Origin of the sequence: Lichenihabitans sp. Uapishka_5, assembly GCF_033947565.1 — a bacterium.
Classification (GTDB): Bacteria; Pseudomonadota; Alphaproteobacteria; order Rhizobiales; family Beijerinckiaceae; genus Lichenihabitans.
Genome location: NZ_JARPVX010000053.1, coordinates 13271 through 27741 on the forward strand (window position 1 = coordinate 13271; position 14471 = coordinate 27741).

The following is a 14471-nucleotide window of genomic DNA, read 5'->3' on the forward strand; positions in this document are numbered from 1 at the left end:
GTCTGCGGCGGGCGTCCATCGATCGACGGCGAAGAAAACGCGGGCGGCAGCCGTCCGATTGCCGCTTCATGCTTCCTTGAACAGGGGGATGCAGGATGGTCGGCCGATGAGGGAGGTTGGGTGAAGGGCAGTTCGACGATGGGCCGTGGCCCGGCCGCCGCGATGCCGCCCGGGCGCTTACCCCGGCGCCGAACCGTGCTGTCGGCTGCGTTGCTGCTGGGGTTGGCGACTCCGGCACAGGCCACCGTCGACCCGGGGCGCAGCTTCGCCAACGAGATCGGCTGCGGCAAGGCCTCGGGACTGTCCCCTTCCGACTGCCGGCGCGCCTTTGCGCTGGCCCGCGCCGAATATCTGAATAAGACCCGCAGCTACCCGAGCCGCTTCGCCTGCTACCGCGCCTATGGGCCCTGCAGCCCCTGGCCGGTCACGGCCGGCATCGGGGCGCATTTCCGCCCGCAGTTCATGGGCGTGACCCTGGCCGGCCCGGCCGAGGCGCGAACCGTTCTGCCGTTGGTGGCAGCCGGCAAGGCCAAGCTGACCCTGGTGGCCCGGAGCCTGTCGGACCCGCTGCCGATCGTCGCCGAGGCCGCCCCGGAGGCTGTCGCGCCGGCGCTGTTCACCGGCGGCATCGCGTCCGAGGTCCTCTGCCGGCAGATCAGCGACGGAGCCGCCAAGGCTCACCTGCCGCCGAACTTCCTGGCGCGGCTGCTTTGGCAGGAAAGCAGTTTTCGCCCCCATGTGGTGAGCCGGGCCGGGGCGCTCGGCATCGCGCAATTCATGCCCGGCACGGCGCTGGAGCGCGGCCTCGACGACCCGTTCGACCCGGCGCGCGCCATCGAGACGTCGGCGGCCCTCTTGGGTGACCTCGCCAAGCGCTTCGGCAACCTGGGCCTTGCGGCCGCGGCCTATAACGGCGGCCCGGCCCGGGTCGACGGCTGGCTGCAGGGCCGCCGCAGCCTGGCGGCCGAAACGGAAGCCTATGTGCGGGCCATCACGGGCCGCAGCGTGCAGGATTGGGCCGGCCATGCTGGCCCTGACAGGCATGCGGGCCCTGACGGGCTCGCGGGCCTGCCCGGACCCTGCGCGGCCCCGACGCCGCAAGCCAAGCGGTAGAAACCGCCTGGAGTTTGTCCGGTTCTTGCTGAACCAGACAAAGTCTCGCATTCGCTCGTGGTCGGATGCCTGATTGGCCCAAGTGGTTTCCACTTGGCCCGGACAGCCTCTAGGCCGGGATGTCGCTCTCAATCGGATCGCCGAGGCCCACGATGGCACTGACGTCATCGGCCAGGGCGAGGTAGAGGCCGCCCGCCTGCACCAGCACGACATGGCCATGGGCGGGATGCCGGCCCGTCACGGCCACGATGGCGCCCGGCAGCACCTGCTTGTCGTCGAGCTCCGTTTCCAGGATCGCGAAGCCGACCTCGTCGATGTCCTTGCGCTGCACAGCCCCGATCTCCTTCGCGGCCTCGGCCGCCCCCGCACGCCTTCGATCACGATGCCGCCGCGGCCGCAATGGGGAGGCGCATATCGGCGGCCGGGGCCGGATGTCGCGTCGGGGCCCATGTTTTCAAGCCGTTCCGCCCTGCTCCGCCGCCGCGAGGCCCGGGACGGTCGCGGCGGGTCGCGGCGGGTGCGCCGGCTGTGACAATCGAGCGCCCCGCGAGCGTCGCGCCACGCGGGCGCCGCTTGAACAAAACCCGGGTGCCGGCGTCCTGTAAGCAGGCCCTTCCGGTCTCGAGGTTGTTTCCCGATGCGCCTCACCCGACGCGATGTTCTGTTCTTGACGGCGGTGGCCGCGATGCCGACGCCCGGATGGGCCGCCTCGGCCCTGGTGCCGCAGAGCGACGGTTTTAGCGCCGTGGTGGACGCCGATGCCGCGCCGCGCCTCGTGTTCGACGCCGGGCGCTGGTGCGAAGGGCCCATGTGGTGGCAGAACGCGCTCGCCTTCAGCGATGTGCGACGCGACCGCCTGCTGCGCCTCGGCCAGGATAACGCCGTGACGTCGCTGCGCAAGGGCGGCTTCTCACCTGCGAACAGGGCGGACGCCGCGTGGTGCGCCAGGAGCCGGACGGCGGCCTGACGGTGTTGGCCGACCGTTTCAACGGCAAGCGGCTCAATTCGCCGAACGATCTCGTCGTGGCGCGCGACGGCGCAATCTGGTTCACCGATCCGACCTATGGTCTCGTCCAGCCCGAGGAAGGGCGGCAGGCCGCGCCCGAACTGCCGGGCCGCTATGTGTTCCGGCTCGATCCAGGCGGCGGGCTCGCGGTGGTGGCGGACGGCTTCGCGCAGCCGAACGGCCTCGCCTTCTCGCCCGACGAGCGGGTGCTTTATGTCAGCGACACGGGCGGGGCCCTGAACCCGGAGGGCACGCGCGAGATCCGCGCCTTTGCGGTCGACGGCGGCCGGCTGACGGGCGAGCGGCTTTTCGCCCGCCTGCCGAGCGGCGTGCCGGACGGGCTGAAGACCGATGCCGACGGCCGCCTTTACGCCGCCACCGACCAGGGCGCCCGTGTCTGGGCACAGGACGGCACGCCGCTCGGCCTCATCGCGACGCCGGCCACCTGCGGCAACCTCGCCTTCGGGGGCCCGGACGGGCGCCGGCTCTACCTTTGCAACGGTAGCAGCATCCATTCCATCCCGCTCAAGGTGCGTGGCGCCGCCTGGCGCGCCTGACCCCCGGAGACTTCCCCATGACAACGCTTCTTGGACGCCGCGCCCTTCTGGCCGGCACCGCCGGCTTGGCCGGCAGCGCAGGATTGGCCGGCTACGGCCTTGTAGCCCCCGCAATTGCGGCCGAGGCCGCGAGGCCCGCCGGGGTGCCGGAGACCGCACCGGTCGGGGCGCTCGAACTCGCCCGGGCCGTGGCCGCCCCCACGGCGCCGACCGGCCTCGTCGTGGCGCGCGACGGCCGCATGTTCGTGTTCATGCCACGCCTCGATGCCGAGACCGCCTTCTCGATCGGGGCGGTAGCGGCGGACGGCAGCGTCACGCCCTGGCCGGATGCGGCCATGAACCGGCCCGACCCGAAGCGCCCGCAGGACACGCTGTTCCACATCCCGAACGGCGTCTTCGACCGGCAGGACCGGTTATGGGTGCTGGACGCCGGGCTGCTGGCCGCAGCCGCCGTGCCGACGCCGGGCGCCGCGAAACTGCTCTGCTTCGACGGTGCCACGGGCGCGCTGTTGCGCAACATCCCGCTCGGCCCCGTGACGGAGCCGACCTCGTCGTTGAACGATCTGCGCATCGACCGCGACGCCAAGGCCGTGTTCATCAGCGATCAGGGCCAGGACGGCCATGGCGCCCTGATCGCGGTCGACCTCGCGAGCGGCCGCGCCAGCCGCCGGCTGGCGCGCCATTCCAGCACGGAATCGGTGAAAGGCATTTTGAAGGTCGTCGAGGGCCAGGTGCTGATGAAACGCAACCCGGACGGGGTGACGAGCCCCGTGCAGGGCGGCGCCAACGGCATCGCGCTCAGCCCGGACGGGCGGCGGGTTTATTACGGGCCGTTGATGGGCCGGCAGCTCTACAGCGTCGATGCCGGGACGCTGCTCGACCCCGAGGCCAGCGATGCCGCCGTGGCCGCAACCGTGACCGACCTCGGCGAAAAGGGCATGACGGGCGGCCTCCTTTGCGACGACCAGGACCGCCTCTATCTCGCGCTGCAGGAGTTCAACGGCATCGGTCGGCGCTGGCCGGATGGTCGCATCGAGGTGCTGGCCACCGACCCCCGCCTGATCTGGGCCGACACCTTCTGGATCACGCCGGACCGCTGGCTTTATGTGTCGTCGTCGCAGGTAAACCGCCGCAAGGAATTCAACGGCGGGATCGACAAGGTGCAGCCGCCTTATGCGATGCTGCGCATGCGGATCGATGCCGGGCCGGCGTGATCCCGCGATAAGGCGTGAGTTCGGTCGATGCGGCCGCTATGATGAGCCATGACCGCACTTCTCGATCGTGCCTTGCTGAGCGTCCGCAGCCTGCCTCCTGAAGCGCAGGACGATGTGGCGCGTGTACTTCTGGAGCTCGTGGGTGAGGCCCAGGCCCTCGTCGACCTGACGCCGGACGAACAGGCGGCGCTCGACGTTTCCGAGGCTGCGGCAGCGCGAGGCGATTTCGCAAGCGATGCCGAGATCAAGGCGATCTGGGCAAAACACAGCCTGTGAGGCTGCGCTACACGATTCCAGCCGCCCGGACCTCGAACAGATCCTGGACGGGCTCGCACAAGCCTCGCCACAAGGCGCAAGGCGCGTGCAAGCCCGCATCAGGGCTATCACCGAGCTACTGGCGCGTTTTCCAGAGATCGGACAAGCAACCATCCGGCCCGAGATGCGACGCCTCGTCGTCACACCCTTTCCTTACCTCATCTTCTACCGTGCGACGGCCGACGCGGTCATCATCCATGCGGTTCGGCACAGCGCCCGTGGTCCTCACACCATGCCTTGATGGTTGTCAGGCAGCCAACCACAGGCCGCCGCAAGGTCTTCTGTCTTCGAGTCCAAGTTCGACCACGGAGATCGCCCTATCCCAGATCCACCTTGCCGACCTCACCGGCCCGGCTCGGCTCGCCGGTGGCGATGGCCTTCAGATAGCCGAAGGCGTAGACCACCGCGCTCGTCGGCGTGTCCCAATATTCAGCCTTGTCGGCGTGGATGCGGATCGCCACCACATTGTCGTCGTCGGGCCCGCCCGGGAACCAGGCACGGTAGATCTCACTCCACTTTTCAGACACGGTGGCGCGATCGGTGATGATCTCGGCGCGCCCGGTGAGGGACACGAAATGCTGCGCCCGCGGGTCGGCGAAGCTGATCAGGACCGCCGGATCGGCTGTGATCTCCTTGGCCTTGCGGGAATCCTTCTTGCTGAAGAACCACAGATCGCCATCGCCCTCGACGGCGCGATAGGCCATCGGCCTGGCATGCATCGGCGCCCCATCGAGGCCGCGCGTGGCGACAACCGCGTAATCGATGCCCTTGATCAGCTCCAGGACCTTTTCCCGTCCTGCTGCATCGTCGGCCATGTGTGTCTCCCGCTCGGGCCCATCCAGGCAGGGCCGTGGCGAGAGAACACGAGCGGGACGCCTTGGTTCGGCCGCAACCGGCGCGGCCGATGGGCGCGGCTCTCAGGCGGCCTTGGCCAGCAGGCCGTGCGGGTCGAGCACGAACTTGGCCGCAGCGCCCTTGTCGAAGGTTTCGTAGCCGCGCGGCGCGTCTTCCAGGCTGATCACCTGGGCATTGACGATGTCGGCGATCGGCAGGCGGTCGTACAGCAGGGCCTGCATCAGCATCCGGTTGTAGCGGATCACGGGTGTCTGGCCGGTGTGGAACGACAAGGCCTTGGACCAGCCGAGGCCGAGCCGCAGGCTGAGGTTCCCGGTTCGGGCGGCCTGCTCGGCGGCCCCAGGGTCCTCCGTCACGTAAAGGCCCGGAATGCCGACCGAGCCCGCCGCGCGGGTGATCTCCATCATCTGGTTCAGCACGGTGGCGGGCTGCTCGCCGCCCGCATGGCCGCGCGCCTCGAAGCCGACCGCGTCGATGGCGGCATCCACCTCCGGCACGCCGACCACGGCCGCCACCAACTCGCCCAGGCGATCATGCTTGCCGAGGTCGATGGGTTCGAAGCCGACCTTCGCCGCATGGGCCAGCCGGTCGGGGTTGAAGTCGCCGATCATCACGCAGGCGGCGCCAAGCAGCCGCGCCGAAGCCGCGGCCGCGAGGCCGACCGGCCCGGCGCCCGCCACATAAACGGTCGAGCCGACCCCGACGCCCGCCTTCACGGCACCGTGGAAGCCGGTCGGCAAAATATCGCTCAACATGGTCAGGTCGCGGATCTTGCTCATCGCCCGGTCGCGGTCGGGGAATTTCAGCAGGTTGAAATCCGCATAAGGCACCATGACGTAGCGGGCCTGGCCGCCGATCCAGCCGCCCATGTCGACGTAGCCGTAGGCGCCGCCCGGGCGGGCGTGGTTGACGTGCAGGCAGACGCCCGTGTCGCCGTCCTTGCAGGTGCGGCAGCGGCCGCAGGCCACGTTGAACGGCACCGACACAAGGTCGCCGATCGCCAGCATCTCGACGTCAGTGCCGGTTTCGATCACCTCGCCGGTGATCTCGTGGCCAAGAACGAGCCCGGCCGGTGCGGTGGTCCGACCACGGACCATGTGCTGGTCGGAACCGCAGATATTGGTGGAGACCACCTTCAGGATGACGGCATGCTCGATCCGGCGCCCATCCGGGCTTTCCAGCTTCGGATCGGCAATATCCTGTACCTCGACCTTGCCCGGTCCCAGGTAAACGACGCCGCGATTGCCACTCATGTGCCCAACCTCCCCTGTTGTTGTTATACGGGGAGTGTGGGCCGGGCAGGCCCGCCGTCTGTGTCGGATGCGACCGCGCCTGCCTGCGACCCGTCCCTCACGGCTTCGTGAGGCAATTCCTCACCGCTTCGTAAGGCTGCCCCTCACGGCTTCGTGAGGCTAGTCAGCGATCGAACATCGGCCGGCGCGGCAAGGTGGGGAACGGGTCGGAACGGTCGTCCGCGAAGACTGGCTTGGTGGACCATTCCGGCTCGGGCGGTGGTGCGGCCGCGCGAGCGCCCTCCCCTCGCAGCTCCATGTTGGCCGGGCCGGTGGCGCCGCTGTCCCGGCATGACTTGCAGAAGGCCAGGCGCCACAGATCGCCGAAGCTCGGCACGGCCGAAAGCTCAGCCAGCTGCGGCTCTTCCAGCACCGTCGCATCGCCGCAATCGTTGCAGCACACCACGATGCGGCGGAAGCTCGAAAGCGGCTTCGCGGCGTCGGGATGCAGGCCGCTCGGTTGCGGGGCTGCCGCGGTGCGGTCCGGTTTGCGTTTCATGGGATCGATCGAACCTCGATTCCGCGCGGGCAGGAAAGCTCCGGGCGGGCACGGTCGACCATAGGGCCGACGCGGCGGCAAGGCGAGGCACGACCGGCTTTCCCCTGCCGAGGGCACCGTCTACACGGGACGCCACCTACGACCGGAGTGCCCCATGTCCCTGCTCGTCAGACCCGCGACCCCCGACGACGAGCCGCAGGTGGTGACGCTTTGGCAAGCCTGCGGCCTCGTGGTGCCGACCAACGACCCCGCCACCGATTTCCGCTTCGCCCGGGCCCGCACCGGCTCCGACGTGCTGGTCGGGCAGGACCCCGAGGGGGCGCTGCTGGGCAGCGTCATGGTGGGCCATGACGGGCACCGGGGGTGGCTGTATTACGTGGCCTGCCATCCGGATCACCGGGCCCACGGCATCGGCCGGCAGATGGTGGCGGCCGGCGAAGCCTGGCTGCGGGCACGGGGCGTCGTAAAGGTGCAGCTTCTGGTGCGCGACACCAACACGGCGGTGGTGGCCTTTTATGCGCGCCTCGGCTTCGACGTGACGCCCCGCACCGTGATGGCCAAATGGCTCGAGCCGCCGGACAACACCGCGTAACGGCCGCTCAGGCGCAGGCGCGGAGCGGTTCGTCCGGCAGGGCCGCCAGGACGCGATTGCGGCCATGCGCCTTGGCGGCATAAAGAAAGCCATCGCAACGCCGGTACAGCTCGTCGACGCCCTGCCCGGCTTCGGCCGCCGCGACGCCGCCCGACACCGTCAGGGTGACGACGGCGCCAGGGGTCTTGACCGACAAGCGCGCCACTCCGACGCGCAGCCGCTCGGCCGTGCGCCAAGCGTTCGCGAGGTCCTGACCTGGCAGCAGCACGCCGAATTCTTCCCCGCCGAGGCGACCCGCGATGGCGTCCGGGGCGCTGCCGAGCAGGCGGCCGATGCTGCGGATCGCCGCGTCGCCGGCCGCATGGCCGTGGCGGTCGTTGATGGTCTTGAAGTTGTCGATGTCAAACAAGATCAGCGAAGCCTCGGGCGCCTGGTGCATGGCAGCAAAGAAGGCGCGGCGATTCAACAACCCCGACAAGTCGTCGGTGGCGCTGAGGCGACGGAACTTGTCGCGGTTCGTCGCCAGGGCCTGGATGGCCCGGGCGACGCTGAGCAGGGTGATGAAGCCGACCGATCCCGACACCAGCGTCGAAACCCCGACCCCGACCGCCAGCGCGGGGCCGAGCCGATAGGGCAGCAAGCCCAGTTGGTCGAGCACCACATGGGCCAGAACCGTCGAGACGACCGCCACGAGGACGATGACGCCGCTGAGGCGGGTTGCGAATCGAACGGGACCCTGTTCGAGCACGAGATCGCAGGCATCGGCCTGCGCCTCGACCTTGCTTCGAACCCACGCACGCATGACCATGATATTCCCGACACCGTTGGAAGCCTCCGGCAACGCCTGGAGGGCCGCTTCGCCGCAACCCTGATCCACTTGAGGTTTACGGCGCGTTGCAGGATTGCGAGCTTTGTTCCAGCCGCGACTTCGAGGGAGGATTGCCGGCGTTCGGCAACCTAGGAGTCGTTTGAGCAATATTACATTTTCTATTTGTTATATAAGGCGATCTCGTAATTTCTGTTGTGAAATGCTATCTTGACGGAGACGGCGAGAGAGTTGATCGCTGGTTTGTAATTATGCGAAGGACGCAGGCGGCACGTCGTCCCGCGTCCAGGACTGCTGAGAAACCATGAACCAGGTGATCACCGCCAGCCGGCTGAGCGACGGCACCGTCGTCTTCCTCGGCCCGGATCGGGCCTGGGTGGAGCGGCTGGCCGAAGCGGCGGTCTTCGTGAGCCCCGAGGCTTCCGCCGCGGCGCTGACCGAGGCGGGCGGGGACGAGCGGGCCAATGTGGTGCTCGACATTTATGCGATCGACGTTGCCGACAAGGCCGGCGTGGTGGCGCCGATAAAGCTCCGGGAAGCCATCCGGGCCCAGGGCCCGACCGTGAAGCCCGAGCACGGCAAGCCGCGCTGAACGAACGGACGAACCCATGTACCGTTACGATGAATTCGATGCCCAGTTCGTGGCCGAGCGCGTGGCGCAGTTCCGCGACCAGACGGCACGCCGCCTATCGGGCGAACTGACGGAAGAACAGTTCAAGCTGCATCGCCTGATGAACGGCGTCTACCTGCAGCTGCACGCCTATATGCTGCGGGTGGCCATCCCCTATGGGGTGCTGTCGTCCACCCAGCTGCGCAAGCTTGCCCATATCGCCCGGCGCTACGACAAGGGCTTCGGGCATTTCACCACCCGACAGAACATCCAATACAATTGGCCGGCCCTGAAGGATTGCCCGGACATCCTCGACGAGCTTGCGTCGGTCGAGATGCACGCCATCCAGACATCGGGCAATTGCATCCGCAACGTCACGGCCGACCAGTTCGCTGGCGCCGCCGCCGACGAGGTTGCGGACCCGCGGCCTTATGCCGAGATCCTGCGCCAATGGTCGTCGCTGCACCCCGAATATTCGTTCCTGCCGCGCAAGTTCAAGATCGCCGTGACGGGCGCCCCGCGCGACCGTGCCGCCATCCAGGTGCATGACATCGGCTACCAGGTGGTGAGGAACGGCAAGGGCGAGACGGGCTTTGCGGTCTACGTCGGCGGTGGCCAGGGCCGCACCCCCATGGTGGCGCTGAAGATCCGCGACTTCCTGCCCGAGGCCGAGTTGCTCGCCTATACGGACGCCATCGTGCGGGTCTACAACCTCGAAGGTCGGCGCGACAATAAATACAAGGCCCGCATCAAGATCCTGGTGCATGAGAAGGGCGCCGCCGCCATCACGGCCGCCGTCGAGGCCGAATTCGCCAAGGTGCTGGAGCGCAACCTGACGCTGCCGGAAGGCGACATTCTGGCGATCCAGAGTTACTTCGCCCTGCCGGATCTGGCCGCGAAGCCGCCACGCTCGGAAACCGTCGAGGCGCGCCGGGCGCGCGACGCCGCCTTCGACCGCTTCGTCGCCGTCAACGTGACGCCCCACAAGGTGGCAGGCCATGGCGTGGTGACGATCTCGCTGAAGCCCATCGGCGGCATCCCGGGCGACGCTACGGCGGAGCAGATGGATCTGGTGGCCGACCTCGCCGAGCGCTTTTCCGCCGACGAGATCCGTGTGTCGCACGAGCAGAACCTCGTTTTGCCCCATGTGGCGCTCGACGACCTTCCGACCGTCTACGACGCCTTGCAAGCGGCCGCGCTCGCCACCGCCAATGCGGGTCTCGTCACCGACATCATCGCCTGCCCGGGCCTCGATTATTGCGCGCTCGCCACCGCGCGCTCGATCCCGGTGGCACAGCGCATCTCGGAGCGCTTCGGCGATGGCGCCCGGGCCCAGGAGATCGGCGAGCTGAAGATCAAGATCTCGGGCTGCATCAACGCCTGCGGCCACCATCACGTCGGCCACATCGGCATCCTCGGCCTCGAGCGCAAGGGCGTCGAAACCTACCAGATCACGCTTGGCGGCACCGCCGACGAAACCTGCTCGCTCGGAACCCTGACGGGCCCCGGATTTTCATCCGAAGACGTCGTGGATGCTGTGGAAACCGTGGTGAATACCTACATCAGCGTCAGGCGCGACACGTCGGAGGATTTCCTTTCGACCTATCGCCGCGTCGGCATGGCGCCGTTCAAGCAGGCCCTCTACGACGCCGGGGGCGCGGGGATCTGACCATCATGGGTGCGTTGGACGTCAATCTGTTCGGCGATCTCGGCGCCGCGGCGCGGTTCGAGGAGAAGTTCGTGGCGCTCGACGCCGCGGCCGTGCTGCGTCTCGCCATCAAGGACCTGTTCCCCGGGCGCGTCGCGCTGGTGTCGAGCTTCGGCGCCGATTCGGCCGTGCTGCTCCACATGGTGGCCGGCATCGACCGCGCCACGCCGGTGATCTTCGTCGATTCCGGTTACCTGTTTCCCGAAACCCTGGCCTACCGGGACGAACTCGTGGCGCTGCTCGGCCTGACGGACGTGCGGTCCGTGATGGCGACGCCCGAGGAGCTTGCGGCGCTTGATCCGGAAGGTTTCCTGTGGTCGTCGGACCCCGACCGCTGCTGCGCCCTCCGCAAGGTGGCGCCGCTCGGCCGCGCCGTCGAGGGTTTCGATGCCTGGATCACCGGCCGCAAGCGGTTTCAGGCCGACACGCGCGCCAGCCTGCCGTTGTTCGAAACTGAAGGCGACCGGGTGAAGATCAATCCCCTCGCCGGCTGGGACGCGACGAAACTGCTGCACTACCTCGACGAGCATGGGCTGCCGCGTCACCGCATGGTGGCCAAGGGCTATCCGTCGATCGGCTGCATCCCCTGCACCTCGGCCGTGCGGCCGGGGGAAGACGCGCGGGCGGGCCGCTGGCGAGGCAAGGCGAAGACCGAATGCGGCATCCACCTGGGCGTGGTGAACGGGGGCGGAGGCATCTGATGGCATACTTCAAGAACGGCGCGCCGGTCGACGATCCCTGGCAGCCGCTGCCGGAGGGCGGCACCCCGGTGTCCGGGGTGCCCACCATCCTGCCCTTGAAGGCCTGGCTCGAGCAGCGCGACGCGCTCGCGGCCTTCGACGGGCGCCTCGGCGTGCGGATCGAACCCGGCGAAGCGCTCGATCCGGTGGTGCCGGATCTCGACCGTCTCAGCCTCGTGGCCTTGTCGTTCCCGAAATTCGCCGATGGCCGCTCGTTCTCGAAGGCCACGATGCTGCGCGAGGAACATGGCTTTGCGGGCGAGGTGCGGGCGGTCGGCGATGTTTTGTGGGACCAATTGCAACTGATGCGCCGCTGCGGCTTCGACAGCTTCGAGATCACCAACGAGCCGACCCTCCGGGCGCTCGAGGCCGGCAAGAAGCCCTTCATGTCGGACTTCTATCAGCCCGGCTACGGCCCCGAGGTGCGGGTCAACACGCCGCGGACCTGGGCCCGCCGCGCGGTCGGCTGATCCGCATGTCCGAGACTGCCACGCCGCCCCTGTTGATCCTCGACGGCGGCATGAGCCGCGAGCTTGTAGCCTTCGGAGCCGAACTCCGCCAGCCGGAATGGTCGGCTCTCGCCTTGATGGAGTCCCCCGACATCGTCGAGCGCGTCCACCGCGCCTTTATCGCGGCCGGGGCCGACATCGTCACCACCAACAGCTACGCCCTGGTGCCGTTCCACATCGGCGACGACCGCTTCCGGACGGACGCCGCCATCCTGGCCGACCGGGCTGGCCGCCTCGCCCGCCAGGCCGCCGATGTCGCCGGGAGGCCGGTTCTGGTGGCGGGCTCCTTGCCGCCGTTGTTCGGCTCCTACGAGCCGCAGAAGTTCGAGGCCGCGGAGGCCCCGAAACGCCTCGCCGTGCTGGTGCCGGCCTTGGCCCCGCATGTCGATCTGTGGCTCGGCGAAACCCTCAGCCTGATCGCCGAGGCCGAAGCGGTCTGCGCCGCCGTGGCGGCCACCGCGAAGCCCGTGTGGATTTCCTTTACGCTCGATGACGCGACGAACGACGGCCCTCCCCGCCTCCGCTCGGGCGAAGATGTCGCCGCAGCGGCGGAATGGCTCGCCGGTCGCTCGACGGCTGCGGCGCTGTTGTTCAATTGCAGCCATCCCGAAGTCATGGCCGCCGCCGTCGAGACGGCGCGGCCGATCCTCGATCGCATCCGGCCCGGCATCCGGCTCGGCGTTTACGCCAACGCCTTTGCGGCGAACGACGACGATGGGGCCGCCAACGAAACCCTGAGCGCGGTGCGGCAGGACCTCGGCCCCGAGCGCTACGTCGCGGTCGCGGCCGACTGGGTGGCGGCGGGCGCCAGCGTGGTGGGCGGTTGCTGCGGCATCGGCTGCGGCCACATCGAGGCGCTCAGCCGCAGATTCGCATTGCGCGGTCGCGGCGCTCAGTAACGCCGCATCAGGCTAACCAGCCGACCCTGGATGCGCACCCGGCCGGGCTCGTAGACCTGGGTCTTGAAGGCGGGGTTTGCGGCCTCGAGCTCGATCATGCCCTTGCGGCGCTGCAGGCGCTTCAGCGTCGCCTCCTGGTCGTCGATCAGCGCCACAACGATGTCGCCCGCGCTTGCCGTATCCTGGCGGCGGATGATCACCGTGTCGCTGTCGAGGATGCCCTCGCCGATCATCGACTCGCCCTGCACGTCGAGGGCGAAATGGTCGCCCGGCGGCAGGAAGTCCATCGGCAGGCTGAGGGTGCGGACCGGCGACTGGATGGCCGAAATGGGCGAGCCCGCCGCGATGCGGCCCACCACCGGAATCTCGAGGGTGGCCGGCGCCGCGACGGGCGGCGGGGCCTGGTCGTCGCCGCGGCCGCCCTTGACGAGCCGCGGCCGGAACGGCTCTCGGCGGGGCGCCGTGCCGCCGATCGTGTCCGGCAGGCGGATCACCTCGAGGGCCCGGGCCCGATTGGCGAGCCGGCGGATGAAGCCGCGCTCTTCGAGCGCCATGATGAGCCGGTGGATGCCGGATTTCGACTTCAGCTCCAGCGCGTCCTTCATCTCGTCGAAGGACGGCGGCACGCCGGCGTCGCGCAGGCGCGCATCGATGAAGAGCAAGAGCTCGTGCTGCTTCTTGGTCAACATCCACGCCTCCCCGCCATCCTCAGGCGGATGGCACCAAACAAATCGTGAACACTCTGTAGCTGTTCCCCGAACGTTCCGCAATGGCACCGACACAACCAGCACGGTGGACAGCGACGCCTTCACGCCTGCGGGCCGGCGCGCGATCTGCTAGACTGCGCCTCATGGCTCCTCCTTCGCCCCGCGCCCTCCCGCCGCCCGAGGCTGCGCCGCCGGCTCCCGTGGCCGAGGCGCGGGTGACGCCCATGATGGCGCAATACCTTGTCATCAAGGCGCAGCATCCCAATTGCCTGTTGTTCTACCGGATGGGCGACTTCTACGAGCTGTTCCTCGCGGATGCCGAGATCGCCGCCAAGGCGCTGAACATCGTGCTGACCCGGCGCGGCAAGCACCAGGGCGAAGACATCGCCATGTGCGGCGTGCCGGTGGAGCGCTCGGACGACTACCTGCACCGGCTGATCGCGCTCGGCCACCGGGTCGCGGTGTGCGAGCAGGTCGAGGACCCGGTGGAAGCCCGCAAGCGCGGCGGCAAGTCGGTGGTGGCGCGCGCCGTGGTGCGGCTCGTCACCCCCGGCACCCTGACCGAAGAGCGGCTGCTCGATCCGGCCCGCGCCAACCACCTCGTCGCCTTGTCGCGCCATGCCGGACCCGAGGGGGTCAGCTTCGGGGTGGCGGCCGTCGACATCTCGACCGGCAGCTTCACGGTCGCCGAGGCCCCGGCCGCTGGCCTGCCGGCGCTGCTGGCCCGGCTCGAGCCGCGCGAGATCGTGCTGGCCGACGCGCTTTATGCCGATGACGCGATCGCGACGCTGATCGCCGACACCGGCGCCGCTGTGACGCCCGTGGCGCGCGAGTTCGCGGACGCGGGCCTCGCCGAGCGCCGCCTGCGCGAATGGTATGGCGTCGACACGCTCGACGGCTTCGGCCGCTTTTCGCGCGCCGAGGTGGCGGCGGCCGCAACCGCGGTCAGCTATGTGACCCGCACCCAGGTGGGCGCCCGGCCGCAGTTGCAGGCCCCAGGCCGCATCGAGGCCGGCGGCACGATGGAGA

The 14471-nt window shown here is 68.9% G+C and carries 18 protein-coding genes and 1 pseudogene; 13 read left to right on the plus strand and 6 right to left on the minus strand.

What is annotated here, in order from left to right; genetic code table 11:
- Positions 1 to 120 precede the first annotated feature (120 nt).
- Entirely contained in the window at positions 121 to 1113 is a 993-nt protein-coding gene (locus tag P7D22_RS23535; protein ID WP_442916100.1) for a lytic transglycosylase domain-containing protein, read from the plus strand.
- 109 nt (positions 1114 to 1222) lie between these two features.
- Here the strand turns inward: P7D22_RS23535 and P7D22_RS16025 are convergent, their stop codons facing one another.
- Positions 1223 to 1444: a hypothetical protein gene (locus tag P7D22_RS16025; protein WP_319935257.1), complete on the minus strand. Its 222-nt coding sequence runs from the start codon at positions 1442 to 1444 to the stop codon at positions 1223 to 1225.
- A gap of 306 nt (positions 1445 to 1750) precedes the next feature.
- Here P7D22_RS16025 and P7D22_RS16030 point away from each other — a divergent pair, with 306 nt between their 5' ends.
- The 5 genes from P7D22_RS16030 to P7D22_RS16050 are packed head-to-tail and all read left to right on the plus strand — an operon-like array spanning position 1751 to position 4446.
- On the plus strand, positions 1751 to 2080 hold the full coding sequence (locus P7D22_RS16030) for a hypothetical protein (RefSeq protein WP_319935258.1): 330 nt from the start codon (positions 1751 to 1753) through the stop codon (positions 2078 to 2080).
- Positions 2050 to 2676 (plus strand): SMP-30/gluconolactonase/LRE family protein, encoded by a 627-nt coding sequence (locus P7D22_RS16035; protein ID WP_319935259.1) that lies wholly within the window; start codon positions 2050 to 2052, stop codon positions 2674 to 2676. The genes P7D22_RS16030 and P7D22_RS16035 overlap by 31 nt, the downstream gene beginning before the upstream one ends.
- Positions 2677 to 2693: 17 nt before the next feature.
- The gene (locus P7D22_RS16040; RefSeq protein WP_319935260.1) at positions 2694 to 3890 is read left to right on the plus strand and encodes an SMP-30/gluconolactonase/LRE family protein; all 1197 of its coding nucleotides are present in this window, start codon (positions 2694 to 2696) and stop codon (positions 3888 to 3890) included.
- Positions 3891 to 3938: 48 nt separating this feature from the next.
- Positions 3939 to 4166, plus strand: a complete 228-nt coding sequence (locus P7D22_RS16045) for a hypothetical protein (RefSeq protein WP_319935261.1) — start codon at positions 3939 to 3941, stop codon at positions 4164 to 4166.
- The gene (locus P7D22_RS16050) at positions 4126 to 4446 is read left to right on the plus strand and encodes a type II toxin-antitoxin system RelE/ParE family toxin (protein WP_319935262.1); all 321 of its coding nucleotides are present in this window, start codon (positions 4126 to 4128) and stop codon (positions 4444 to 4446) included. Before P7D22_RS16045 ends, P7D22_RS16050 begins: the two co-directional genes overlap by 41 nt.
- Before the next feature lie 76 nt (positions 4447 to 4522).
- On the opposite strand, the gene P7D22_RS16055 is transcribed toward P7D22_RS16050, so the two are convergent.
- The 3 genes from P7D22_RS16055 to P7D22_RS16065 all read right to left on the minus strand — a co-directional run bounded on the left by P7D22_RS16055 (position 4523) and on the right by P7D22_RS16065 (position 6851).
- Positions 4523 to 5020 (minus strand): pyridoxamine 5'-phosphate oxidase family protein, encoded by a 498-nt coding sequence (locus tag P7D22_RS16055; protein WP_319935263.1) that lies wholly within the window; start codon positions 5018 to 5020, stop codon positions 4523 to 4525.
- Positions 5021 to 5122: 102 nt separating this feature from the next.
- Positions 5123 to 6313, minus strand: a complete 1191-nt coding sequence (gene fdhA / locus P7D22_RS16060; RefSeq protein WP_319935264.1) for a formaldehyde dehydrogenase, glutathione-independent — start codon at positions 6311 to 6313, stop codon at positions 5123 to 5125.
- Positions 6314 to 6476: 163 nt separating this feature from the next.
- Positions 6477 to 6851: a hypothetical protein gene (locus tag P7D22_RS16065; protein ID WP_319935265.1), complete on the minus strand. Its 375-nt coding sequence runs from the start codon at positions 6849 to 6851 to the stop codon at positions 6477 to 6479.
- 154 nt (positions 6852 to 7005) lie between these two features.
- Between P7D22_RS16065 and P7D22_RS16070 the strand changes: the two genes are divergently transcribed.
- A complete protein-coding gene (locus P7D22_RS16070; protein WP_319935266.1) occupies positions 7006 to 7443 on the plus strand; it encodes a GNAT family acetyltransferase in 438 nt (145 codons plus the stop codon).
- A 7-nt stretch (positions 7444 to 7450) separates the two neighbouring features.
- Here P7D22_RS16070 and P7D22_RS16075 read toward each other — a convergent pair whose 3' ends face one another.
- Positions 7451 to 8245, minus strand: coding sequence for a GGDEF domain-containing protein (locus P7D22_RS16075; RefSeq protein WP_319935267.1), 795 nt, complete (start codon positions 8243 to 8245; stop codon positions 7451 to 7453).
- A 328-nt stretch (positions 8246 to 8573) separates the two neighbouring features.
- Here P7D22_RS16075 and P7D22_RS16080 point away from each other — a divergent pair, with 328 nt between their 5' ends.
- From P7D22_RS16080 to P7D22_RS16100, 5 genes are read left to right on the plus strand one after another with little or no spacing between them, the layout of a single operon-like run.
- A complete protein-coding gene (locus tag P7D22_RS16080; protein WP_319935268.1) occupies positions 8574 to 8861 on the plus strand; it encodes a DUF2849 domain-containing protein in 288 nt (95 codons plus the stop codon).
- 16 nt (positions 8862 to 8877) lie between these two features.
- Positions 8878 to 10548: a nitrite/sulfite reductase gene (locus tag P7D22_RS16085; RefSeq protein ID WP_319935269.1), complete on the plus strand. Its 1671-nt coding sequence runs from the start codon at positions 8878 to 8880 to the stop codon at positions 10546 to 10548.
- A gap of 5 nt (positions 10549 to 10553) precedes the next feature.
- Positions 10554 to 11288, plus strand: coding sequence for a phosphoadenylyl-sulfate reductase (locus tag P7D22_RS16090; RefSeq protein ID WP_319935270.1), 735 nt, complete (start codon positions 10554 to 10556; stop codon positions 11286 to 11288).
- On the plus strand, positions 11288 to 11797 hold the full coding sequence (locus tag P7D22_RS16095) for a DUF934 domain-containing protein (protein ID WP_319935271.1): 510 nt from the start codon (positions 11288 to 11290) through the stop codon (positions 11795 to 11797). The genes P7D22_RS16090 and P7D22_RS16095 overlap by 1 nt, the downstream gene beginning before the upstream one ends.
- Before the next feature lie 5 nt (positions 11798 to 11802).
- Positions 11803 to 12735 (plus strand): homocysteine S-methyltransferase family protein, encoded by a 933-nt coding sequence (locus P7D22_RS16100; RefSeq protein WP_319935272.1) that lies wholly within the window; start codon positions 11803 to 11805, stop codon positions 12733 to 12735.
- Here the strand turns inward: P7D22_RS16100 and lexA are convergent.
- Entirely contained in the window at positions 12729 to 13424 is a 696-nt protein-coding gene (gene lexA / locus P7D22_RS16105; protein ID WP_319935273.1) for a transcriptional repressor LexA, read from the minus strand. The genes P7D22_RS16100 and lexA overlap by 7 nt on opposite strands.
- Positions 13425 to 13585: 161 nt before the next feature.
- Here lexA and P7D22_RS16110 point away from each other — a divergent pair.
- Positions 13586 to 14471: pseudogene (locus tag P7D22_RS16110) on the plus strand (DNA mismatch repair protein MutS); the annotation flags it as partial.